The organism is Paenibacillus agilis (genome assembly GCF_007786455.1).
Classification (GTDB): Bacteria; Bacillota; Bacilli; order Paenibacillales; family Paenibacillaceae; genus Paenibacillus_B; species Paenibacillus_B agilis.
Window position 1 is genome coordinate 83,194 of sequence record NZ_VNJK01000001.1, and the last position, 23,279, is coordinate 106,472.

Consider the following 23,279-nt stretch of genomic DNA (forward strand, 5'->3'; position numbering starts at 1 on the left):
CTATCCATGAGTACATTTAAATTTACTGCCATCATGCTGCTAACTACGTTCCTGATGGGCTCTTCCTTTGCTGTCGTGAAAATAGGCTTGCCCTATTCATCACCATTATTATTAGCGGCATTACGTTTTTTACTAGCAGGCGTTATTATGGGGATGATCGTGTACGCTGTAAAACGGCCGCATCCTACGACGAAGAGCAACTGGATGAAGATGTTCGTCATCGGCTCGCTCCAAACGGCGGGCGTAATGGGATGTATTTTTTTAAGCTTGCTTACGATTACAGCTAGTGAAACTTCGATTTTAACGTTTACGAATCCGTTGTTTGTCGTTATTTTCGGCACAATATTTCTACAAACGCGCTATAAGCTTTATCAGTGGATCGGTGTCGTTTTAGGCTTAGCAGGAGTCGTCATTACGATGGGGGCCAAAGTAGATTTAAAGATTGGTATCATCTATGGGATTCTTTCTGCTGTCTTTTGGGCGTTTGCAACTTTATTGGCGAAAAAGTGGGGCGAAGCTCTAGATACATGGGTGCTGTCGGCTTACCAGATGCTGTTTGGTGGAGTTATTCTGCTTGCGTGCAGCTTTATGTTTGAAAAGCCGTTCTTTATTTTAAATGGTGAATCATTCATCTTGTTAATGTGGTTAAGTATTATGTCTTCTATTGTTCAATTTGCGGGCTGGTATTATTTATTGCAAAATGGCGATCCTGGCAAAACGAGCTCCTTTTTATTTTTAGCTCCATTCTTCGGCGTGCTAACAGGTTGGCTACTATTAGGGGAGCCGTTGTATCCTTCCTTGATCGTTGGCGGTTTGCTAATTATTGTTGGTATTTATCTGGTTAATAAAACAGTGAAGCAAACGAACAACAGCAGCCATCAAATGTCTGAAGTAAATGAAGCTCACAAGTAAGCAATGATAGGTATAACGATAGCTAGGATGCTATCTACGATAATAGTCACGATGAAATATAAGACAAAACAATCCTGAAGCTTAAGCTTCAGGATTGTTGAATTTTCTTTAACGGCTGTGATGCAGGACCTTCTAATACATCGCCATCATACGAAAATCTAGAGCCGTGACAAGGGCAATCCCAGCTTCGATCCCCCTCATTCCACTCTACTTCGCATCCCAGATGCGTACAGGTCGTATCAACGATATGCAAATTTCCTTTTTGATCTCGATAAGCACCAGCTCTTTTGCCATTGACGGACACAACTGCCCCTTCATCATTCGATAAGCTTTCAGGCTTTTTGCGAATGATTTGGAGTTTGCCTCCAATTAGGTGTTTAGCAACATCCACGTTCTGAACGATAAAGTTTTTTACGTCAGGTGTGGCATGGAATCTGGATGGTGTATACAGCTCTTGGTACGCATTTTCTTTGCCGATGATCATGTCCCGCAGCAGCAGAGCGGCAGCCGTTCCTGTACTCATTCCCCATTTTCGATAACCGGTTGCTACATAAACGTCAGGGGTTGAGGATGAAATATGCCCGATGTAAGGCAGGTTATCCAACGTTACAAAATCTTGGGCCGACCAACGGTATCCGAACTCTTGGATGCCAAATGTGCTGTGGGCAAAAGCTTGCAGTGCTTCATAATGCTTGATGGTACATATGCCTTGCCCAGTCGTGTGACTTTCTCCCCCAATGAGGATTAGATTTTCCCCGTTACCCAAAGTGGCAGACCGAATGGAGCGCTTCGGCTCATCTGCACTTAGGTACATGCCCCCTAAATATCGTTTTTCACTTTTTACACCGATGACATAGGAGCGTTCCGCATGCATTCTTGCAAAATAAAAGCCCATTCCGTCAATGATGGGGAAGTGTGAGCAGGAGACGACATGCTTACAGGCTATTTTATGTCCGTCGGTAGTGACTACTACAGGCTGTTCATCTGTTTCAACGGTCTCCACTGTTGTCTGCTCATAGATCGTTCCGCCTGATTGAATAAACAATTGAACAAGCTTGCCTGCATATTTCAATGGATGAAATTGAGCTTGTTTGTGCATCACAAGCGCCGATTTGATCGGTATTGGCAGTGCAATTTGATCGACTAATTCACCGTGAATACCAAGCTTCTCATAGGCGGCAAGTTCTTTCTCCAGCTTCTTTATGTATTTATCTGAGTTTGTATAAATAAAAGCATCCTGCTCGGTGAAATCACATTCAATTTCGTGTTCATGGATGATGTGCTTCATGAATTGCATGGCATCGTGATTCGCTTTGTAATAGAGCTGCGCTTTTTCTTGACCAAAGTTATGGATTAGCTCGTCATAAATTAAGTCATGCTGTGCCGTTACTTTAGCCGTTGTATTTCCAGTTGTGCCACTAAGCAGACGGCCTGCTTCTACGAGTACAACGTTGAGGCCTTCTTTGGCCAACAAATAAGCAGCTGTAATTCCTGTAATTCCGCCGCCGACTACTACAATCTCAGCTGTACTAGATTCACTGAGCTTTGGGAAGGAGGGAAGGGTGGTTGAGTCCCACCAGTAAGACTCAGGAAATTGGGGCATATCTTGTGGGTTCAAAGGTTCCTTATTCATAATCGTTGTAATTCCTCCTGCATTTGGTCTCTCTTGATATTCATTTCCTTGCAGCAATTGCTTTAATCAATGGGGATCGATATATCGTTAGTTCCGCAGTTGTTTACATAAGAACATACGTTTGTTATTATGGGATTAATAGATGTAAGGTTGTTCGGTGTGTAGAAGAAATACAAGCATGAGAAATCCAGATGAGAGGATGATTGTACGAATGTTGAAACGCTGTGCATGGGTAAATCAAGAGCCCTTATATATGGAGTATCACGACAAAGAATGGGGAGTTCCCGTATATGATGATCGGATCTTATTCGAGATGATATGCCTAGAAGGCGCACAGGCGGGGCTTAGCTGGTGGACTATTTTGCAGAAGAGGGACAATTACCGCAAAGCTTTCGATCATTTTGATGCGGAGAAAATTGTTCAATATACAGATGAGAAATTACAGTCTCTACTCGAAGATTCAGGAATTGTGCGAAATAAGCTGAAAATTAAAAGCGTCGTCACAAATGCCGAAGCTTTTTTGAAAATTCAAAAAGAATTTGGCTCTTTCTCCAACTACATTTGGAGATTTGTCGGTGATAAGCCGATCGTGAATCAATGGCCAACAGTAAAAGAAGTACCTGTTTCTACTGAAATTAGTGATCGAATGAGCAAAAGGTTGAAGAAAGACGGGTTCAAGTTTGTAGGAAGCACGATTTGCTATTCTTATATGCAAGCAGTAGGTATGGTGAATGACCATACGCTGGACTGTTCCTGTCATCCAAGGAATCGATGAAGATTTTTTTGGCTTAGGAATCCGATGAGCAAGAAAACAATCCTGAAGAACAACAGCAGGATTGTTTTTTTTGTTGTGAAGAAGGGATTTTTAATAACTAAATAATTTTATAAACCCATCTTTCACGACCACAATTTCAGTCTGACTATGTTCAATTAACGAGTGTTGCCAATAATGCTTAGAAAATTGGGATATATCGTTAGCATGAAAGAGCTTCTTTTCATCATTGCAGTTCTACCTCCGTTAGTTTGGGTTTCATAATTATGTATTCCTTGAAAGAGTTGTTTGGACAAAAGTGGTTGCTGGGAATTACAAATATTTGTTTTTAATTCATTTGAAATATATACCTATTTGGTTTATGGTATTTTTAATAGTTTTCTATTACAACAAATCATTATTTTTATGCTTATAGTTATAAAAAGAGGAGGTTTGATCTATGTGGGCTGATGATGCTTCTAAAATTGATATGCTGGCTTACGAACCTTATGCAAGTTTAATAAGTGAGATTGCAACTAGTGAAAGAATGAACCCTTTAACTATTGGTTTGTTCGGAAATTGGGGAAGTGGTAAATCAACATTGCTTCATTTAATCGAAAAAAACACAACTATTCAAACTGGAAAAAAGATTGCTGTGGTTAAGGTAAATGCCTGGATGTTTGAAGGATATGATGATGCAAAAACTGCTTTAATGGAGGCTATTTTACTGAGCCTTCAGGAAAATAAAACATATTTTGAAAAATCTACCGATATGATAAAAAATTTAGTCAAAAGGGTTGATTGGATTAGAGTAGGAAGTACAGCTGTAAAAAAGAGTATACCTATAGGCCTTAGTTTATTAATGGGGAGCCCTGCTCCATTGCTAATGGGGGGCCTTAGAGCAGAAAACTTTGATACAGAAGAAGAAGTATCTAAAGAATTCGATGCTATTTCTCAAATGGGGAAAGATCATCTTAAGACTGATCAGCAGGAAAACATAATTGAAAATGTAAGAAGATTTAGGGAGGACTTTAATAATATAATCCGTGCATCCCAAATTGATAACCTAATAATTATGATTGATGATTTAGATAGATGTAATCCCGATAGGATAATTGAAACACTCGAAGCGATTAAATTGTTTCTTGCTGTAGAGAAGACAACTTTTATAATTGCTATGGATGAAAATATTATTACATACTCTGTGAAGAGTAAATATCCTCAATTGGATGATGTAGATTTGGATGTTTCCATTGACTATATAGAAAAAATAGTTCAACTTCCAATAAGAATCGCAGAATTGGCAGAGACAGATATTAAGAATTACATGCTACTTTTGATAAGCGAAATGTATTTAGCCGATAGTACGTTAAATCAATTAATAAATAAACTAAAGGAAAAGGGGATTTTTATTAAAGGAGAGATTATAACCGGAAAAGAGATAATTGAAATCATAAGTGAATCAGCAATCAATGACGTAGATAAATATAAGCAGGGATACAGCCAAGCGGATTTTGAAGAGCAAATCCAAATTTTCAATAGTATAGGCAGTATAATTGCAGCTACCCTAAAAGGTAATCCACGACAAACAAAACGGTTCTTAAATACATTTTATATGAGAAAACGACTTGCTGAGATACAAAACATAAAACTAAATCTAGCAGTTTTGGCAAAGTTGATGGTACTAGAATACATAGATAGAGACTTATTTAGAGAGCTTTATCAATGGCAATTTGAGAATGATGGTATTCCAAAGCAGCTAGGAGAAATCGAGAATCAAGTATTAAATGAAAGTTTAGGCGAGGAGAAAAGCGGAAAAGCAAGTGTGGAGGCCAAGAATAAAGCTTGGTATGGGGAAAAAATAAAAAGATGGATTGGAGTTGAGCCTAGTAACCTGTCAGCAATTGATTTATCACAATATTTCTACTTAGCACGTGACTCCGTTTCAGATAAAAAACTTATTTCTACAAACCTAAACCAAGAAGAAAGAAGATTTATTAATCAAATTTGTAACTCATCAATCTCAGAAGTAATTAGAAAGAAAAAAATAGAGGAACTAAATGAACTAGATGAGGTTACTCGTAATGAAATAGTTAAAGGAGTAATCTCTAAATATAATCAAGACCAAGATCATTTATGGGTTTTAATACAAATTTACAAAATGTTTCCGCAATTCAATCAAAAAATTTTTGAAGAATTTAAAAAGATTAAGAAGAGTGCTTTTACTCCAAGTGAAGCAATTCTTTTCAAACAATTAGATATAGAGAACTATGAAAGATTAAAAGATTTCTATATAAATGAACGGAAAGTTCCAAAACGCTTATGGGAAGTAGGGGGATAGAAGAATGGGTACGTCAAAAGGATATTTACCACCTACAGGCTATTTATGGCCTGAAGCGAAAAGAGATATTACAAATATGGTAAAAAGTGATTTTACTCCTTCTTCCATAGAGCGATCCATTTCAAGTTTTTCAAAAGCTATGAGTGGTGGAGATAAACAATTTCTGAATTCAGCTTCTAGGGTTGGAGCAAAGGCAGTAAATTTTATAGAGGCAGTTAAGAATTTTGGATTCAATGAAGCATTAGAAAAGATAGGTTTGTCGCACTTAATTAACAAGTCACCAGAAGAACTGAGAATTGGTATTATAGAGTATTTTAACGATGGTAGAAACGATTTCTACGGGAATATTGCTCAACAAAGTATGAGTGAATTTATGCGTGAACTATTTAAAAGTGTAAAAGATGAAGAGGAATACAATACAATACTGGGTTCAATTGATACTGGAGAATTTATTAGAGAATTCATTATAAAGTTTATACAAAATTGTTTTTTCGCAAACTTTGCAGAAAAGATACTTGCAATGTTTGATAAGTTAAACAAGTATGATATCGCTGAAAAAAGCGTTAAGACATATATCCGATCAACTATAGAAAGTGAGTTTACAATAGAGAACATCCAGAAAGTAGATTGGAACGGGATAGAAGGTTATAAAATTATTAAAGAAAAATGCAACAAAGCTTTTGAAATATTATCTGTTTGGAGTGAGACACTTGTTTAACATATGGATTAACAAGCAGAGTGATGATTTAATAGGGAATGTAAACCAAGTTGAAAGCCTACTTATATTTAATCTTTTTGATAAAAACAACAAATCTAATGTTAAGACTGATATGGAGCAACTTTGGAGAAGGTTCGGATATCAATCTCTTTCTAATATAAGTGAAGATTTATTGATTTTAGCTGTAAGTGTTTTCTCGGCAGATAAAAGAATACCTCGGAAGAAATCTACTGACAATTGGACAAGAAGCATCACAATACATTTACCTGTATTGGAGATAGAGAAATGGATAAATGTAAAAGACGATTTGGAGAAAATGCTTGGATTTTTAAGTGGAGATGAATGGAGATTTGAATTCAGAAAGTCTGAAAGTAAGTTTAGGGCCAAAAAGAAAAATGAAAAGTTCAAGTTAATTAACAGTAAAGAGTTTAATTCAGTTAGTCTATTTTCGGGTGGATTAGATTCTTTCTGCGGAGCTTTAACTTTGTCCGATAAGCTAATGCATACTTGTTATGTTGGTTTTAGAGAGTACAATCTTCTAACAAGCAGACAAAATGAGCTTTTTAATGAGATCGACGAAGCATATCCTACTGTAAAAAAAGAACTCATTTTATTTAATGCAAACCCATCAGCTCCTCAACAAAAAAATAGAGAAAAAGCAACACTCGGTGCAGAAAGTTCCAGTAGGAGCAGGTCGTTTTTATTTTTAGCTGGAGCAATTGCAGTTGCATCAGTCATTGGAGAGGGGACACCCGTTTATATACCAGAAAACGGTTTTATTGGAGTGAACGTACCTTTGACTACTAGTAGAAATAGTAGTTGTAGTACTAGAACTACTCACCCTATCTTCTTAAAATCACTAAATCGTATCCTCGAATTAGTTGGCTTAAATCACACAATCTCGAATTTTTACTGGGATAAATCCAAAGGAGAAATTGTTGCTGAACATAAAGAAAAACTTATTTTTCAAGATAATGCACATAAAACCCTTTCATGCTCACATCCATGCTTATCGAGGTATGATAAAGTTAAACCTCCTTGCAACTGTGGTTATTGTTATCCATGTCTGATTAGAAGAGCCTCATTTTTTTATATTAGAAATGATAACACAACATATAATGAAAATTACCAACTGAATGCTGAGTTTATTTACAAGTATAGTAATCTTCAAGGAAAAGCTAGTGATTTAAGAGCGGTGCTCTATAGTTTAAGAAGGTATTTCATGCACAAAGACGATAAAGACTATATTAGAACGCTCTTAATAAGTCATGGTACATTGTCTGTAGCTGAAATTATTGCATATGAGCGTTTATATCATAAATCTATGAATGAATTATGGGAAATGATCAAGTCTGAAGATCTTCGAAATGGGGGAGGATTATTAGATTATTCAAGCATGAAGGAAATGGAATATGTCTAACTTTGTTGATTTTCATATTCATATAGATTATTACAAAAATTATAAAGAAATGTTTAATTACTTCTTACAAACTAAGACATATGCATTATTTGTTACAAATTTACCTGAAGTATTTGAACAGTGTAAACGAGAATTTCCTGAATCTAAATATGTAAAGATAGGTATGGGGTATAACCCTCAGTTAGCTATAACCCATGATTTTAATAGAGCGCTATTTGATAATTGGCTTCCCCATACAAAATATATTGGGGAAGTAGGTTTAGATTATTCAAAAGACTTTATTGAATATAAAATAAAACAACAAAAGGCATTTCAACATATTTGTATGAAGTCGGGAAAAGCAAATAAGATAATGTCGATACATTCGAAAAGAGCTGAGCAAGATATTTTAGATATTTTAAAAGAAAATAAAGTGCGATTTGCTGTATTTCATTGGTATTCAGGAAGTGAACACCTTGTGGAAGAGATAGTTAGAAGAGGATATTATTTCTCGGTGAATTATTCCATGCTATCTACAGCAAAAGGTTTTAACATAATAACTTCAATTCCCTTAGAAAGATTACTCATTGAAACAGATGCTCCTTTTGGGAAAAGTAATCTAGGGGGTAGAACTTATAATTTACCCTTAATTTACGAGGAGTTCGAAGAGAAGCTCAAAGTTAAAAACTTTAGATCTATTGTATTGAGTAATTTGAAAAGATTATTAGTGGAACAACAAAATCAATTATAGGGGTTATCTGGTGTATGGAATGCTGTTATATTGCTTCTTTAAATCATTAGTCAAATTGAAATGCGGGTAATATTAATAATTTTATCTATGTATTGAGCCGACCTAGTAAGTAGGTCGGCTCAAGTTTATTATAGAGGTTTTAAAAATGAGGGAAGGATATGAAGTGCATATTTAATGTTAATGTGTATAAATTGAGCTGAGTGTTTTTAGTATGATTTGATGCATTGAAAAATACATATAAATTTCAAATACATATTCCTAATAATATTTTCTTAAAATGTATAACCTCATTGTGGAGTATCCTACAGTTAATCAATTGAAAACTCCTTCGGCGGAGACTTTCTGCAAGGCTTCTACAATCGGAATAACTGGTGGGCTGATCTGGGATGGAAGTTCATCAAGAGGGAAGAAGCGAGCATCTTTGCTTTCATGATTAATGGTTAGCTCACCGCTACACTGCTTCGTCTTAAATACGATATCGACATTGTATACTTCATCGCCGTGAGGATATTTGTAGTAAAGCCGCTCGCCTGAAAAGACATCGAATATGTCTAACTGTTCTGCATGCAGTCCCGTTTCTTCCAACAACTCGCGGGCTGCGGCTTCGCGAACTTCTTCTCCCAGTTCGATCGCCCTGCCTGGGAAGCACCAGCTATCATTATCGGTTCTCCGCATCATAAGGATGTGCCCTATTTCGTTGAACACAACTACACTTGCCCCACATAATAATAATGGTCGTGTGCCTACCAATTTGCGCATCTCTCTTATATATTCTCGAAATGTAAGACCCCCTACACATTTTGAGTTATATTTTCCCAAAAAAAGATGATAGCATAGGTAGTGAAAAATACATACTCAACTTAACTTTATCTATTTCATTTCTCGACTTCTTTTAGGGTTTGTTTCTACTAGGGAGATAAACATTGAACGAAGCAGCCCTGATGATCTGTTTTCATCGGGGCTGCTTACTGCTAAACATTATTTACTCATAACCCCTTTGATGCTACTTTTCTAACGCCAGGATCAGAATCATTCAACAAGGTGTTTAATAAATCCGAGTCACCCATACCAGTCACTTTGCGTAGAGTAGCTGCTGCCGCTACGCGTATATCCGCAAGGCTGCTATTTGCACCCTCTTTTAGGACCTCGATTGCATTTGCATCCTGAAGTAGACCAGCAGTATACACTGCCCGAGGGGCGATTCTAGGATCACCTCTCTTGGTCAAATCCAATAATACAGGAATAATTTCAGGACCCAAAGCAGCTGCGGCTTTGTAATCGGGTTCTTCTCGATCTAATAATTCAATCAGCTTTTCTTTTGACATAATCACTATTATCTCCTTTTATAGTTAAATCGTATATGGACTATTTTCCATCATATTTATCTCTGAGCTGCTTAGGTCTGGTGGTGGATTCGTAATATTATTAGTTCCTCCGCCGTACATCAGACTATCTCGATTCGCAGTATGCGGAAGCCCTAATACATGACCAACTTCATGTCCAAGTGTCCAAACGCTTGCGACTCTAGCAACAACTGCTCCTGGACGGCCAATTGGATGCGCGGCGCAACCATTATAGGATGGAACTGTAGAGCGAACAAAATAAACAGTCAACTCATTATCACCGACATGATTTCGGTGCGCGTATAGCTCTTCTTGTTCTTCTGTAGCACTGTTTGCTACACACTGACCAACATCAATATCCATAAGGAGCGGTAAATCTAAGTGCTCTGTACTAACTACATCAACTTGAAATCCAGCAGAGGCGTAAACCCCTTTCATCGCATTCACCATTTCATCTACAGGTACTATCGGCTCGTGCAATATTTTAAAATGCAAACGAACAGATTGCTGATTATGCTCATCACTTACACGATCTGACATAAGTAATTACCCCTCCAAATACAGTCTATTGATGGTGCGCTAATATATAGTTGACTAATAACACAAAATTATTCAGCTGAGAACCTTCTACAAGTAGGTAGTAAAGTGATATAGCAGCCTTAGACGTTAAAGTGGAACATAAAATTGAAAGGCAGTGGTTGCATAGGTGCGTTTTTTGCGTCCTAAGTACCACTGCCTTTTATTTAGGGATAGTTGAAATTACTTCGTCTTCTTGCTCAAATCAATGCTGAATTTCGCGAAGCCTGTGTCCAATGTAGATTGGTACTTCATGTGAGGCTGTTTCTTCGCAAATTCTTTTGCATTTGGAGAAGTTACGAACGTTACATTTGCTTTGTTCTTCAACGGAACGAACGACCAGTTCTTATCCGCTGTAGGGTTGATCGTCTTCTTCTCTAAAATGTAGTTAATTACAACTTGGCGAGTCTCTTCTTGAGAATCGATGACAATGTTAGAGCCATCAAGACCTGGGAAGCTGCCGCCGCCTGTTGCACGGTAGTTGTTAGTTACAACTAGGAACTTGTCCGTTGCTTTAACTGGCTTGCCTTTGTAAGACAAGTTTTTGATACGCTTCGCGTTCTTGTTAATAAGCTTACCGTCAGCATCGTACTTGGAAGGCTGTGTTACGTCAATTTGGTAAGTAACGCCGTCCAAAATGTCGAAGTTGTACGTACGGAACTGCTCGTTAATAAGAGCTTGTTCACCTTTTTTCTTCGGATCGATTTGATTGAATTGTCCAGCAGAACGCTCCAACCATTCTTGTACTTGTGTACCGTTAATTTTCACCACTTTTACTGTGTTCGGATATACATACAAGTCAGCAACGTTTTTGATTGCCAATGTTCCAGCAGGGATGTTCGTGTAGTAGTTAACCCCTTGACGTCCGCCTGCTTTGAATGGTGCTCCAGCAGATAGTACTGGAATTCCTTCAAGTTCTGTGCCTTTAACTGCTTTCTCTGTGTACCATTTCTGAGCATTCGTCACGATTTGTACAGACGGGTCATCTTGTACAAGCGCGAAGTAGCTGTGAATAGGAGCCGTCGTCTTACCTACTGCGGAACGAACCCATTTCACTGTTTTGTCGTGATCTTCTTTTACAGCATCAACAATCGTTTTATCTGCATCAACAAGTGCTTTTTTGTTTTCTTTATCAAATACAGGTACTGCTTTAGATGTAGAATCAACTACGTCCCATTTGCCGTTTACTTGCTTCAATTCCAAATCAATAACACCAAGGTTGTCACCCCAGAATCCAGGCATTACAGCTGGAACTCCGTTGATTAGACCTTTTTTTGCATCTACGCCTTTAATATTTTCAAACCCTTTGCCAGGGAAAACAGCATGTGAGTGGCCGAATAGAATCGCATCGATTCCGTCGATTTTACTCAATTCCAAGTTTGCATTTTCGGAATCGTTGCCTGCTGTACTAATACCAGCGTGAGGAATCGCAACAATGATGTCTGCACCTTTTTGCTTCATTTCAGGCACAAATTTCTTCGCGGACGCTACCATATCTTTCGCAATTACTTTGCCGCTAAGATGAGCTTCATCCCAGTTCATAATTTGCGGTGGTACGAAGCCGATTACGCCGACTTTAAGCTTAACATCTTTACCAGTTTCATCTTTGAACGTGCGATCTAGGATGACATAGGGATCGAATCTATTTTTATCGTTGCTTGGATCTTTATCTTTGTCATCAACATACACGTTGGAGTTCACGTAAGGGAACTTTGCGCCTTTCAAGCTGCGGTCCAGATGCTCTAGTCCGAAGTTGAATTCGTGGTTGCCGATGTTTGCTGCATCGTATTGCAATTCGTTCATTGCTTTATAAACAGGGTGAGTTTCGCCATCTTTCAAAGGTTGTACTTTTGCAACATAATCGCCAAGCGGATTACCTTGAAGGAGGTCACCATTGTCAAACAACATACTATTTTTTACTTCTTCGCGTGATTGTTTGATCAACGTTGCTGTTTTTGCTAAACCATACTCATCTGTTAATTTGTCTTGGTAGTAATCGTAGTTCACCATATTCGTGTGTAAATCGGTTGTTTCCATCAGACGCAGTTTCAGTACAGAATCGGAAGAGGTACTTGTGTCTGCATTAACGGGAGAAAGCGTGAATGAAAGCGTTCCCAATACAAGAGACGCCGAGAGTACAAGACTTGTGATCTTCTGCCTTGTTGAAAGTTTCATGCTGGATATTCCTCCTAATGAGTAGGTGATAGATAATATTTCAACCGAGTTCATTCTATCATTAGAATCGGGATTTAGATAGAGTTTAGTGGGAAATTTAACACAATTATTGAACAAAGGTCATTTTGTAAAAACAAATATGGCGATTTGTAAAATCAATCTTGACCTGTATTTGAAGAAACAGTATTATTCTGCTAGATGAGAATACATACATATTATACCAAAGAAGCGATGTTTCGATGCAGAAGTTCATCAAAGTAAATCGCTTTGGAAACTGTAATCATTTCATGTTGGAATACAACATACTACTAAAAACTAGCTCTACAAATTAAAGGAGTAATGGAATGGCGACACTGCGAGATATACAGGAAAATGGAACTTATGTTGAATTCTCTTTTTTAAAGTGCATACCCGGCGATTACGAAGGATGTCAGCTTCATTTCAAACACTACAAGGGAAACAGTATAGTTGATGAGCTGAACTTCGGTTGGACGAATCTGACGATTAAAAATTATGTTGAAGTGACTTCGAATTTTCCACTTGAGCAATTAAACAATTTTATATTGAATAATTTGTACACCTCTTTCGAAAACCATCTATATCGTTTGGAATGGACGAAGCTAGAAAAGGGCAATACGCATAAGCTCCATTTTTTTGGATCTCAACAAGACTTTACGTTGATTGTAGCCGATGATGAAGTCCGACAGTTTGGCCACGACTTAAAAAGCGAGTGGGAAAAAGGGCTTGGGGCTTAGTCGTGATTGAACTGCACCTCGTCAAGTAGACAGCATAAACATTAAACTCCTTAAACGGCCTTAGTCCTGAATTCCATTGGACTAAGGCCGTTTAATTTTGGGGTAATACCAGCGTAGCTGTCGACGAGGTACCCCTCGGTTTAGAGCCTTACTAAAAGCTTGCGGATATAACGATAAACCGTGTGTAATGATCAGACTTAGGAATGGATTTACGCAGCCGCTAGCGTTAAAATAGATAGACATATCCGTGTTAAGAAAGTAGGAAGCGATCATGTATCGAATCGGCGTTGTTGGGCCGAGTTTATCCGTTAATCGAATTCTTAAGCTGGCAAATGAAATGGAACAAGAGATGAAGTTTATTCCTTATGTCTATAAAGAGGCAAAGGAAGTAGCTGGCATCGTTGCTGAGCATAATCATCAAGTGGACTTCTGGCTGTTTTCAGGATATATCCCTTATCGTATGGCGACCAAAACATTGCCTTCGGACGATAAACTCGTTTATATATTTTCTACAGAATCGACGATTTACAAGGGCTTTATGGATTTAGTATATGCTCAAGGCAAGTTGTTGAATCGGGTAAGCATCGACATGATACCGACCGCATATGAAGTCGAGGGGGAAGGCTTGCAGCAGCTGAAAAATACGGTAGCTGAGCTGTATGTGAAAACATTTGATGTAGATATAGATCCTGAGGATTTGTTGCAGTTTCATTTGGAGTTGTGGCAGCAGAACAAGACAGAGGGTGCGTTGACCTGCTATCCAACTGTCCATGAGGCGTTGAAAGAAGCAGGAATTCCTTCGTATTGGATGTCTCCAACTCGGGTTGAAATTTTTCAAACGATACGCATTTTCCTGGAGAAAGTAAAAACTTCATACTATAAAGACACACAAATCGGTGTCGTCATGATGGAAGTGAAAGAGTTCGACTCGGTGAAAGAGAAATTGAAAAATACGTATCAGATTCAGTATTTAGAGCTGCGTATGAAAGAGACGTTGATTCAACTGTGCGAGAAGCTGGATGGCTCTCTCATTGAACAAGGAAACGGGCGTTACACGATCTTCAGTTCGCGCGGCGCGATTGAAAGAGAAATTCATGCGCTGCAGGAAAAGGTACAGCAGTTATCGCTTGAAGTGGATATGCCGACAGCTGTTGGGATTGGATTTGAACAGACGGTATTTTCAGCAGAAATGAATGCTCAACGTGCTTTACGACAGTCGAAGGAAAAAGCGGAACAAGCGATTGTTATTTTCCAAGATGATGGAACGATTGTGGAATCGGCAGGACAGGAAGAAGAGCTCACATACTCCTATCGTACGGACGATAAAGATTTTTTAGAGAAATTAAAGCGCGGAAATATTAGTGTAAAGACATTTAAAAAAATAGATGCCTTGATTCAAAAAATGAGCTGGAGCCATTTTACGACGAAAGATTTGGCTGTTAACTTACAGATGAGTGAACGCAATGCACAGCGGATTATGGCTGATTTATGTGACGTAGATCTTGCGGAGTGCATCGGTGAGGAATCGCACCATACAAGAGGGAGACCCATTAAAATGTATCGTTTGAAATAAGCATCCACCTAGTGGGTGCTTATTTTTTTATTTAATGGATATAAAAAAGATTTATTGGAGTTGTACAGCTGATATCCGTAAAATATCTATAAAACGAAAATGTCGTTATATATTCGTAAAATAAAGATGCGGGGTGAACATGATGACAGCTAAACGCACAAGGAATTGGATTTTAGCGCTGCTTTTTCTTGGTTGGTCGTTAGGTAATTTGGATCGTTATATTATGAATTATGCTGTGTTAGCGATTACGGAGGATTTGAACTTAAGCTCGTCTTCTACGGGTATATTGCTGAGCAGCTTCTTCGCTGGTTATGCCTTGATGCAAATGCCGGGTGGATGGCTTGCAGACCGATTTGGTCCGAGAAAGGTTCTTCTATCTGCTGTTGTTATATGGTCGATATTTACGGGGTTGACCGCTGTAGCTTGGTCACTGACCTCGATGATAGTGATTCGCTTTTTATTTGGTATCGGAGAAGGTGGATTCCAACCTGCCAGTTCTAAAATTTTATCGCTAACATTCCCGAAAGCAGAGCGTGCACGGGCGATGTCCGTTATTCTATCTTCAAGCGGAATTATATCGCTTTTTATTCCACTAGCGGCAGCAGGAATGTTGGAAACGATCGGCTGGCGCATGATGTTTGTTATTTTTGGACTTGCTGGTGCTGTTATTGCCGCTCTATATTGGTTCTTCATTAAGATTCCTAATCATCCACTGGAAGAGGAAATCGTTCCAACGAGGATCACTACATCTACTACGAATCCGCAGCAAAACAAAGGGATGTTTAAAGCACTGCTTAAAACGCCGATCATCTGGAATTTGCTTGTCGCCTATTTTAGTATTTATGCCGTCAACTGGGGATTGTCAGCTTGGTTGCCGACTTATTTAGTTAAGAGTCGTGGTCTTGATCTTGTTTCCGTTGGTTGGGCGCAAACGATTCCAGCTGTCACAACAATTGTAGGTATTTTTATTAGTGGATATGTTATCGATAAGCTTCCAAAAGGCAAAGAAAGACTGCTCGGAAGTGTGTCCTGTGCTTGTATTGGCGTGCTGCTCTATCTTATGTTTACGGCTTCAAGTGTATCTGCGTTTATCGCGTATCAAACGACGGTTAACTTATTTATTGCCTTTGTCGTTACGCTATTGCCGGCAATCGTACTGAAGCAATTGCCTACTGCTGTAACAGGTACAGCAATGGGAATCGCGAACACAGGTGGTCAGTTGGCAGGCTTTATTACACCTATGGCGATTGGATTTATGGTTGATGCATTTAACGGTTCGTTCGACGCTGCTTTCTGGATGCTGATCGGGTTCTCTGTTGTCTGCATTGGTGCATTGATGACGATGAATGACAAAAAAGGCGATCTATTTAAGCAAAGTAAGGAAGAGGCTTATTCGTAAATGAGAACATAGAAATTTATAATACGTGATTCGGCGAGTTGACGTGTATTACCGGAATTTTTGAAATCGAGAGGAGAGATTGGTGTATGGGATTGGACTTGCATGCAATCATATCTGATCTAGTTGAGCAAAAAAGAGACAAGACAATTGAGCTAAGCGACAGCATTTGGGATTGTCCTGAAATTTATTTCGAAGAGCATCACTCTGCTGAATATGTGTGCAAAGCATTGGAATCGGAAGGTTTTCAGGTCGAGCGTGAGATAGCTGGACTACCAACCGGATTTATTGGCAGCTATGGAGAAGGTAAACCGATTGTTGCGATTTTAGGAGAGTATGATGCGTTAGCAGGGTTAAGCCAGAAGAAAGGTGATATTCAACATGATCCGGTTGTTGCTGGCGGCCATGGGCATGGCTGCGGCCATAACTTGCTAGGGGCGGGTGCATTCGCTGCTGCAGTTGCGATTAAAGACTATATGCAGCAAGCGGGCCTGCAAGGGACGGTTCGATATTATGGCTGTCCAGCTGAAGAAAGTGGCTCAGGCAAAGCCTATATCGCTCGTGCGGGACTTTTTGATAATGTTGACCTAGCATTTTCTTGGCATCCATTTACGGCACCGCGCATTATGAACGATAGCTCGCTTGCAAACTACTCCGCAACGTTTAAGTTCGACGGAAAAAGCGCGCATGCTGCGGCTGCTCCACATTTAGGACGGAGTGCCTTAGATGCAGTAGAGTTGATGAACGTAGGCGTCAATTATTTGCGCGAGCATATGATTCCAGAAGCGCGCGTGCATTATGCGATTACAGACACAGGTGGGATTTCGCCAAATGTGGTCCAGCCGCACGCGGAAGTCATCTATTTGATTCGTGCTCCGAAAAAGCAGCAAGTTGAGGAGCTTTATGAACGAGTACGTAACATCGCTAAAGGTGCTGCTCTAATGACGGGGACGACGATGGAAGTGGAGTTTGAAGGTGCTGCCTCCAACTTAATTCCAAATACGACGTTGGCAAATGTGATGTACAAGCATTTAGCTGCTGTCGGTGCTCCTGCTTATGATGAGGCTGACTATCAGTTTGCGAAGGACATTCGGGCTTCTCTATCGCAAGAAGATCGGCAAGCTGCCTATGCTGGCTGGGATCGAGCTGTAGTGAAGGCATTGAAAGACAAAGACATTGTGGATTTCATCCCACCCCACGGCGATGAAGGAGCATTAGCCGCATCAACCGATGTTGGCGATGTGAGCTGGATCGTTCCAACGATGCAGTGCATGACAACATGCTGGGCATTGGGTACGCCATTCCATACGTGGCAGGTCGTCTCGCAAGGGACGATGCCAATCGCTCATAAAGGTATGCTGCAAGCAGGTAAGGTCCTTGCATGTACGGCCATTGATGCGATGCTCAATCAAGACATTATCGAGCAAGCTCGTGCGGAATGGCAGGAGCGCTTGGATGGAGAGGTATACACATCGCTTATTCCTGAGCATGTGATGCCGCCTCGCAGAGGAAGCGTTCAAGCGTAGACTATAGTGTTGGTGGTCAGCCTGTGAAAACTTACGTGTGAAATGCTTGCTAATTCGCTAGAGTTCTAATACGATGAGAATCGATTTGATTCTCATCTTTATTTTTCTTGGATAGAGGAAAAAGGGGGCATGTCTATGGCAAACGAGAACATCCAGCTAGGTCAAGCTATTCAAACGGAAGCTGATTCAAACGAAACGGATACGATTCTACATACATGGTTGGAGCACTATCGCCCCTATACAACGAATGGACGATGCGCCGCCTATATCCCAGCATTGGCACAAGTCGATCCCTCGCAGCTAGGGGTTACGATAATTGGACCAGATGGGAAGCTCGCAAAGTCAGGCGATTGCGACGCCCTATTTACTTTGCAAAGTGTATCAAAAGTGATTGGCTTCATAGCTGCTTGTGTGGAGCATGGGTCTGCCTATGTGTTGGAACGAGTAGATGTGGAACCGACTGGAGATGCCTTTAATTCCATCGTTCGTTTAGAAGTACATAAACCAGGTAAGCCTTTTAATCCGATGATTAATGCGGGTGCCATTACCGTCTCCTCTTTACTCGGAGGCAAGTCACCTCAGCAAAAAATAGACTCAATCTTGGCCTTCATTGAGAAAATGGTAGGAAGACGCGTCAGTATAAATGAAGAAGTATATCAATCTGAATGGCAGACAGCTGACCGCAATCGCTCGCTCGCTTATTATTTGAAGGGGACAGGATTCCTGGAAAGCTCGGTAGAGGACGCCTTAGAAGTGTATTTAAAGGAATGTTCCATTGAAGTAAATACGCAGGATATCGCGATGATTGGATTGGTGCTAGCCCATGACGGATATCATCCGCTCCGTAAAGAACAGTTATTCCCTAAGGAAGTCGCCAAGTTAGCGAAGGCACTTATGGTCACATGCGGCATGTACAACGCCTCTGGCAAATTCGCTGCATTTATTGGCGTCCCTGCGAAAAGCGGTGTTTCTGGCGGCATTATGGCTGCTGTTCCGAGCCATGCAAGTTCCCCGGGCGCTCCATTTCCAGCGGGATGTGGGATAGGGATATATGGTCCAGCGATTGATGAGTACGGCAATAGTGTAGCCGGAGGCATGTTATTGAAGCATATTGCTAAAGAATGGGACTTTAATATTTTTTAAGTGATAGCTAACGGACTTGCTTGAAATTAATCCAATCATCAATTTGCTAAATAGATGGTACAAAAAAAAGAGCTGCATGCAGCTCTTTTTACTTTAGATTTCGTTTAACGTACAACTATTAATTTATTACATGATTCACTACACGACCCACTAAATAAAAGGAATATAAAACTTATTAAACCCGAAAGATAACAATTTCTTGGTCTCCCTAAATCGATCTGCATCGCTACCGGTACCCATAACTACCGATATTAGCCGCTTATTGCCTTCTTCAGCAGTTCCTGCAAAGCTGTAGCCAGCTAAGTTTGTAAAACCCGTCTTTAATCCGTCAACGCTTTCAAAATATAGCCCTTGATCATTCGGATCCAGCATTTTATTCGTTGCTGTCAGTACGGTACCGTCATACTCTAATGTGTACGATTCAAGCTTCGTAATGGAGACTACGTCTGGGAACTTTTCTAATAGCTGCTGCGATATTTTAGCTACGTCCAGCGCAGTCATTCTGGATTCTTCATTGTTCTCATCGGCGAGTCCAGTTGCATTTACAAAGTAAGTCTGGGGAGATAATTCCAGTTGCTTCGCCATTTCATTCATCAGTTGAGTGAATTGGTCCTCACTGCCAGCAATATGTTCAGCTAGTGCGACCGCTGCATTATTCGCGGATGAAACGACCATCGCATAAAACAGATCTTTAACCGATAGGCGATCGCCAACTTCCACATCGATTTTTACGCCTTCGCTATCAACAGTCGTTGCATTAATCATGATCGTGTCATTCCACTTCAATGCGCCCGTATAAATTTGCTCCAACACGATGTACTCCGTCATGATTTTGGACATGCTTGCTGGGGCAAGAGGTGTATCTTCATTTATGCTATAAAGTATTTTCCCTGATTCAGCGTCCATAAGAATGGCAGCCTTCGCATCGATATCTGGCTTTGCGATGAATGGAAAAGCAATATATACAAGAAGAAGGATAAGGATAAAGATCATCGTTTTTTTAGCACGTTTCATTTTCTAACCTCCGTAGTTAGGTAAGTCTAATCTAAGATTAGACTTGATTGTTTAAATGAGAGGAAAGAAAAAATAAAGTTTTTATAAAGTGCTTTAATTATTTGCCAAGTGAAAGAAAGTAAAACAACAAAAGATTCTTCTTGACTATAACGTATACGTTATACCTTATAGTAATGTTGGGTGAGATACGATGTATAGCATGAAAGAAATGATACACTTATCAGGAATTAGCAGAAGAACGTTGTATTACTACGATCAGATCGGGCTATTAACTCCCGAGGTCGTGGACGATAATGGTTACCGCATCTACAGTGAACAGAACCTGATTCGACTGCAACAAATTTTGTTGTTGAAATCACTTGGTTATACGTTATCTCAGGTTGCTGAACTGCTAAGCGGGCAAACTTTACCGCAGAATGGAAAAGAAGCGTGGGTACATTCACTCGAACAGCAAATCGCTTGGGTAGATGAAGAGCAGGAGAAGCTGCAGCGCAAACGTTATTTGCTAAAATCAATGATTCATGCAGTTGGTACTAGCGGGAAAGTAAACGCCCCGGAGCTGCAACAGCTGCTTAAGGCACTGGAATCGAAGGAGGTAATGAACGCCAATAAGCCTCAATTCAACAGCGATACCTATACGCCTGAGGAGTTAAGCATTCTGTCGTCCCTGCCTGTTATGGGGAGTGAGGATTCACGAATACAAGAGTATATTGAGCTATTGGAGCACATTCGTCTCTATATGTCGGAACCTCCAGAATCAGATACTGTGCAGTACTTAGCAAAGAGGCTATGGAATTGGCTGCTGCTGTTATTCCAAGGGAACACGCAACTGTTGGAGAAGTACTGGGCTAACTTGGCACCCAAACAGGAAGAAGACTCACCGGTCTACGGACACGATAAAGAGTTAGTTGCTTATGTGAACCGGATGATGGATGTATTTTTGAAGCGAATGGGGGCGGAGGAGCAATGAGTCGTACAGGTAAAGATTTCACAGAATCATCTCATTCAGGATGGAGATATTTACTGCTTGGAGGCGCATTAGAAATCGTATGGGCAGGACTGTTGAAAATGAATTTGCTGGCTGGACCACTTTTGCTTACATTCGTTTTTAGTTTTCATTTTCTGATGAAAGCAGCCCAAAAATTGCCCGTCGGAACGGTGTATGCCGCGTTTACAGGCATAGGCGCAGTTGGGACATTTGTGCTCGATATCGTACTGTTCGATGAGGAACTTCAAATAGGTAGGATCGGTTTGGTAATGTTGCTTATTTTCTTCATTATAATGTTGAAACGATCAAGTGACATTGAGAGGAAAGTAGGTTGATAACATGGAATGGATTTATTTAATTGTAGCGGGCTGTTGTGAAATGGTTGGTTTTATCGGTTTGAAACGGTCTGCTGCCCGTGATACGTGGCCGAACTTTATTCTTATGATGGGCTCGTTTGCTATCAGCTTGTTCTTTTTATCCTTAGCGCTGAACACGATTCCGTTAGGAGTTGCGTACTCGGTGTGGGCAGGAATTGGTACACTAGGTGCGGCTGTTATAGGTATATGGATGTATAAGGAGTCTGCTTCGCTGATGCGAATTACGGCATTGACGGGCATCGTAGCAACAATTATTGCCTTACGTTTAACCATGTAATATAGAATGCATGTTAAAAATTAGAGAAGGCGAAGAGCGAGCGAATAGGCGGTTCACCCGTTACGGAGCCAGCCTATTTTATTTTTGTATAAATTCCAACATTTAATAGTGACCGATATCCTTTATGTATTGGAGGCTCAATGACCACTAGCAAGGAAATTGACCACTGTTTGTCGATAGGAATAACTCCTGTTTCTAGTAGGTATGACATAGTAAAACGAAGGTTTTATTTGTGAAACGTTAGCGATAAATTATGAGATTTGATTATATAAAACTGTATAAAAAACAGTAGGGGTATCTTACAAGTCATGTGATATTTTGTTAGAGTGGCAAGTACTTAAAGGTTACTTTCAAAATGGATTTTACATAAATTAGATTAATTTTAAAAATAATTTTTGATACTATGTCATTTAAAACAAAGACTCAAAGTTGATTGGAATGATTAGGTGTCGTCTTCCAATATTGGAATGGCAATGCGATTGATCACAGCTAAAATGCTTGGATGGTTTCGGTTTTTATTGAATTTCGCGTTGCTCGTAAACGTGGATCATTCTAGTCAATGAGCACTTTTTTACGACACAAAACCATCGAAATTTATCGGTTGACAGAACTTACCTAAAGGAATATGATTTTGCTTAAAGAAATTTAAGGTTTGCATCCACTTATGAATTTTATCTCCAAATTAGAAATAATCTAGTGAAATTCCCTCTTCAGTTAAGACACCATTTTATCAAAAAACAACATTCCATCACCTCAGTATTACTTCTTAATCCACTTAACTAATTTGCAGCACTAGAAACTCGACTCCACTATATTTTCCTAAACTTTTTAACGATTTCATTTACTTTATATCGTTAATGACTTGTCTTAGTGCCTAACTAGGACGGCCCATTTTTGCACTTATTTAATGCTATTAATTAGCATATTTAGCTTATTATTAAAGTTTAATAGTAATTTTGGTATTATATCCATCATTACATATTCAATTAAATTTAGGAGGGATGTCAAAGACGGAGTGTATCATACATAGCTGTTGTTTGTTGCAAGCAGCATAGAGTTATTGTCGCTTTCAATTACCAAATAACATCATATCGAGTAATTAATTACAGGAAAATATTCGGAGTTACATGGGAGGAATAAATATGTGGTTCTTATTGCTATGGTTTTTAGGAATTGTTTCAGCGGTTGTACATTTGTATACTCTAGATTTCCCAAGTGCTACAAGTGAGATTAGTAGAATCCTGCTCCTGCATCAATTTGTCGTCACATTTGGACTTGTTGGCGTTATCGGTTATGTTGTGAACATTTGGAAGGCAGATCAAACGGCGAAGATGTTAGGCTGGCCTGGTGGACCGTTCCAAGTGAAATATGGCTTCTCTCAAGTTGGCTTAGGGATTATGGGAATCATGGCTATTTGGTTCCAGGGGAATTTCTGGGTAGGGGTGCTTGTTACGATGTATATCTACGGTTTGAGCGGCTTGTGGTCTCATTCCTATGTCATGATAAAGAACCGCAAAGCGGATGCGGACAGTGTGTGCAACATTATTATGGATATCGTGTACCAGACGTTTATTACGGTATTGTCCATCTTGGCAGGCGGCATCTGGGTATTTGTTAATTAGAGTACTGAT

Annotated in this window: 21 protein-coding genes; 15 read left to right on the plus strand and 6 right to left on the minus strand. The window is 39.6% G+C overall.

Annotated features, from left to right (window positions below; translation table 11 throughout):
• Positions 1-6: 6 nt before the first annotated feature.
• Complete coding sequence (locus FPZ44_RS00395) at positions 7-912, plus strand: DMT family transporter (RefSeq protein ID WP_144986352.1); 906 nt, start codon at positions 7-9, stop codon at positions 910-912.
• Positions 913-1,000: 88 nt separating this feature from the next.
• On the opposite strand, the gene FPZ44_RS00400 is transcribed toward FPZ44_RS00395, so the two are convergent.
• Positions 1,001-2,530, minus strand: coding sequence for an FAD-dependent oxidoreductase (locus FPZ44_RS00400; protein WP_418789157.1), 1,530 nt, complete (start codon positions 2,528-2,530; stop codon positions 1,001-1,003).
• Between the two features lie 229 nt (positions 2,531-2,759).
• Between FPZ44_RS00400 and FPZ44_RS00405 the strand changes: the two genes are divergently transcribed.
• The 5 genes from FPZ44_RS00405 to FPZ44_RS00425 all read left to right on the plus strand — a co-directional run bounded on the left by FPZ44_RS00405 (position 2,760) and on the right by FPZ44_RS00425 (position 8,505).
• Positions 2,760-3,320 (plus strand): DNA-3-methyladenine glycosylase I, encoded by a 561-nt coding sequence (locus tag FPZ44_RS00405; protein ID WP_222429806.1) that lies wholly within the window; start codon positions 2,760-2,762, stop codon positions 3,318-3,320.
• Positions 3,321-3,756: 436 nt separating this feature from the next.
• A complete protein-coding gene (locus tag FPZ44_RS00410; protein ID WP_144986357.1) occupies positions 3,757-5,637 on the plus strand; it encodes a KAP family P-loop NTPase fold protein in 1,881 nt (626 codons plus the stop codon).
• A gap of 4 nt (positions 5,638-5,641) precedes the next feature.
• Entirely contained in the window at positions 5,642-6,355 is a 714-nt protein-coding gene (locus tag FPZ44_RS00415; RefSeq protein ID WP_144986359.1) for a hypothetical protein, read from the plus strand.
• The gene (gene qatC, locus FPZ44_RS00420; RefSeq protein ID WP_144986361.1) at positions 6,348-7,775 is read left to right on the plus strand and encodes a Qat anti-phage system QueC-like protein QatC; all 1,428 of its coding nucleotides are present in this window, start codon (positions 6,348-6,350) and stop codon (positions 7,773-7,775) included. The genes FPZ44_RS00415 and qatC overlap by 8 nt, the downstream gene beginning before the upstream one ends.
• Entirely contained in the window at positions 7,768-8,505 is a 738-nt protein-coding gene (locus FPZ44_RS00425) for a TatD family hydrolase (protein ID WP_144986363.1), read from the plus strand. Before qatC ends, FPZ44_RS00425 begins: the two co-directional genes overlap by 8 nt.
• Positions 8,506-8,817: 312 nt before the next feature.
• On the opposite strand, the gene FPZ44_RS00430 is transcribed toward FPZ44_RS00425, so the two are convergent.
• The 4 genes from FPZ44_RS00430 to FPZ44_RS00445 all read right to left on the minus strand — a co-directional run bounded on the left by FPZ44_RS00430 (position 8,818) and on the right by FPZ44_RS00445 (position 12,599).
• A complete protein-coding gene (locus tag FPZ44_RS00430) occupies positions 8,818-9,264 on the minus strand; it encodes an NUDIX hydrolase (RefSeq protein ID WP_144986365.1) in 447 nt (148 codons plus the stop codon).
• Between the two features lie 227 nt (positions 9,265-9,491).
• Complete coding sequence (locus FPZ44_RS00435; protein WP_144986367.1) at positions 9,492-9,830, minus strand: HEAT repeat domain-containing protein; 339 nt, start codon at positions 9,828-9,830, stop codon at positions 9,492-9,494.
• Between the two features lie 24 nt (positions 9,831-9,854).
• Complete coding sequence (locus FPZ44_RS00440; RefSeq protein ID WP_144986369.1) at positions 9,855-10,388, minus strand: matrixin family metalloprotease; 534 nt, start codon at positions 10,386-10,388, stop codon at positions 9,855-9,857.
• A 219-nt stretch (positions 10,389-10,607) separates the two neighbouring features.
• Entirely contained in the window at positions 10,608-12,599 is a 1,992-nt protein-coding gene (locus FPZ44_RS00445) for a bifunctional 2',3'-cyclic-nucleotide 2'-phosphodiesterase/3'-nucleotidase (RefSeq protein WP_144986371.1), read from the minus strand.
• Between the two features lie 344 nt (positions 12,600-12,943).
• On the opposite strand from FPZ44_RS00445, the gene FPZ44_RS00450 reads away from it, so the two are divergent.
• The 5 genes from FPZ44_RS00450 to FPZ44_RS00470 all read left to right on the plus strand — a co-directional run bounded on the left by FPZ44_RS00450 (position 12,944) and on the right by FPZ44_RS00470 (position 18,992).
• Entirely contained in the window at positions 12,944-13,354 is a 411-nt protein-coding gene (locus FPZ44_RS00450; RefSeq protein WP_144986373.1) for a hypothetical protein, read from the plus strand.
• A 271-nt stretch (positions 13,355-13,625) separates the two neighbouring features.
• Positions 13,626-14,927, plus strand: coding sequence for a hypothetical protein (locus FPZ44_RS00455; RefSeq protein WP_144986375.1), 1,302 nt, complete (start codon positions 13,626-13,628; stop codon positions 14,925-14,927).
• A 142-nt stretch (positions 14,928-15,069) separates the two neighbouring features.
• Positions 15,070-16,326: an MFS transporter gene (locus FPZ44_RS00460; protein ID WP_144991608.1), complete on the plus strand. Its 1,257-nt coding sequence runs from the start codon at positions 15,070-15,072 to the stop codon at positions 16,324-16,326.
• Between the two features lie 86 nt (positions 16,327-16,412).
• The gene (locus FPZ44_RS00465; RefSeq protein ID WP_186785854.1) at positions 16,413-17,849 is read left to right on the plus strand and encodes a M20 family metallopeptidase; all 1,437 of its coding nucleotides are present in this window, start codon (positions 16,413-16,415) and stop codon (positions 17,847-17,849) included.
• 129 nt (positions 17,850-17,978) lie between these two features.
• Entirely contained in the window at positions 17,979-18,992 is a 1,014-nt protein-coding gene (locus tag FPZ44_RS00470) for a glutaminase (RefSeq protein WP_418789110.1), read from the plus strand.
• Between the two features lie 150 nt (positions 18,993-19,142).
• On the opposite strand, the gene FPZ44_RS00475 is transcribed toward FPZ44_RS00470, so the two are convergent.
• Positions 19,143-20,006, minus strand: coding sequence for a D-alanyl-D-alanine carboxypeptidase family protein (locus tag FPZ44_RS00475; RefSeq protein ID WP_144986379.1), 864 nt, complete (start codon positions 20,004-20,006; stop codon positions 19,143-19,145).
• Between the two features lie 190 nt (positions 20,007-20,196).
• Here FPZ44_RS00475 and FPZ44_RS00480 point away from each other — a divergent pair, with 190 nt between their 5' ends.
• From FPZ44_RS00480 to FPZ44_RS00495, 4 genes are all read left to right on the plus strand, one after another.
• Entirely contained in the window at positions 20,197-20,976 is a 780-nt protein-coding gene (locus FPZ44_RS00480) for a MerR family transcriptional regulator (protein ID WP_144986381.1), read from the plus strand.
• Positions 20,973-21,329, plus strand: a complete 357-nt coding sequence (locus FPZ44_RS00485; RefSeq protein WP_144986383.1) for a DMT family transporter — start codon at positions 20,973-20,975, stop codon at positions 21,327-21,329. Before FPZ44_RS00480 ends, FPZ44_RS00485 begins: the two co-directional genes overlap by 4 nt.
• A 4-nt stretch (positions 21,330-21,333) precedes the next feature.
• Positions 21,334-21,648 (plus strand): DMT family transporter, encoded by a 315-nt coding sequence (locus tag FPZ44_RS00490; RefSeq protein WP_144986385.1) that lies wholly within the window; start codon positions 21,334-21,336, stop codon positions 21,646-21,648.
• Between the two features lie 1,142 nt (positions 21,649-22,790).
• Positions 22,791-23,270, plus strand: a complete 480-nt coding sequence (locus FPZ44_RS00495; protein ID WP_186785855.1) for a DUF6790 family protein — start codon at positions 22,791-22,793, stop codon at positions 23,268-23,270.
• Positions 23,271-23,279 lie beyond the last annotated feature (9 nt).

Excerpts from the sequence above, each read along its gene's own strand:
- FPZ44_RS00435 (WP_144986367.1), bottom strand. The coding sequence starts at position 9,830 with ATGTCAAAAGAAAAGCTGATTGAATTATTAGATCGAGAAGAACCCGAT.
- FPZ44_RS00395 (WP_144986352.1), top strand. The coding sequence starts at position 7 with ATGAGTACATTTAAATTTACTGCCATCATGCTGCTAACTACGTTCCTG.
- FPZ44_RS00455 (WP_144986375.1), top strand. The coding sequence starts at position 13,626 with ATGTATCGAATCGGCGTTGTTGGGCCGAGTTTATCCGTTAATCGAATT.
- FPZ44_RS00470 (WP_418789110.1), top strand. The coding sequence starts at position 17,979 with ATGTCTATGGCAAACGAGAACATCCAGCTAGGTCAAGCTATTCAAACG.
- FPZ44_RS00450 (WP_144986373.1), top strand. The coding sequence starts at position 12,944 with ATGGCGACACTGCGAGATATACAGGAAAATGGAACTTATGTTGAATTC.
- FPZ44_RS00445 (WP_144986371.1), bottom strand. The coding sequence starts at position 12,599 with ATGAAACTTTCAACAAGGCAGAAGATCACAAGTCTTGTACTCTCGGCG.
- FPZ44_RS00485 (WP_144986383.1), top strand. The coding sequence starts at position 20,973 with ATGAGTCGTACAGGTAAAGATTTCACAGAATCATCTCATTCAGGATGG.
- FPZ44_RS00430 (WP_144986365.1), bottom strand. The coding sequence starts at position 9,264 with ATGCGCAAATTGGTAGGCACACGACCATTATTATTATGTGGGGCAAGT.
- FPZ44_RS00490 (WP_144986385.1), top strand. The coding sequence starts at position 21,334 with ATGGAATGGATTTATTTAATTGTAGCGGGCTGTTGTGAAATGGTTGGT.
- FPZ44_RS00460 (WP_144991608.1), top strand. The coding sequence starts at position 15,070 with ATGACAGCTAAACGCACAAGGAATTGGATTTTAGCGCTGCTTTTTCTT.
- FPZ44_RS00480 (WP_144986381.1), top strand. The coding sequence starts at position 20,197 with ATGTATAGCATGAAAGAAATGATACACTTATCAGGAATTAGCAGAAGA.
- FPZ44_RS00425 (WP_144986363.1), top strand. The coding sequence starts at position 7,768 with ATGTCTAACTTTGTTGATTTTCATATTCATATAGATTATTACAAAAAT.
- FPZ44_RS00440 (WP_144986369.1), bottom strand. The coding sequence starts at position 10,388 with ATGTCAGATCGTGTAAGTGATGAGCATAATCAGCAATCTGTTCGTTTG.
- FPZ44_RS00475 (WP_144986379.1), bottom strand. The coding sequence starts at position 20,006 with ATGAAACGTGCTAAAAAAACGATGATCTTTATCCTTATCCTTCTTCTT.
- FPZ44_RS00415 (WP_144986359.1), top strand. The coding sequence starts at position 5,642 with ATGGGTACGTCAAAAGGATATTTACCACCTACAGGCTATTTATGGCCT.
- FPZ44_RS00465 (WP_186785854.1), top strand. The coding sequence starts at position 16,413 with ATGGGATTGGACTTGCATGCAATCATATCTGATCTAGTTGAGCAAAAA.
- FPZ44_RS00495 (WP_186785855.1), top strand. The coding sequence starts at position 22,791 with ATGTGGTTCTTATTGCTATGGTTTTTAGGAATTGTTTCAGCGGTTGTA.
- FPZ44_RS00410 (WP_144986357.1), top strand. The coding sequence starts at position 3,757 with ATGTGGGCTGATGATGCTTCTAAAATTGATATGCTGGCTTACGAACCT.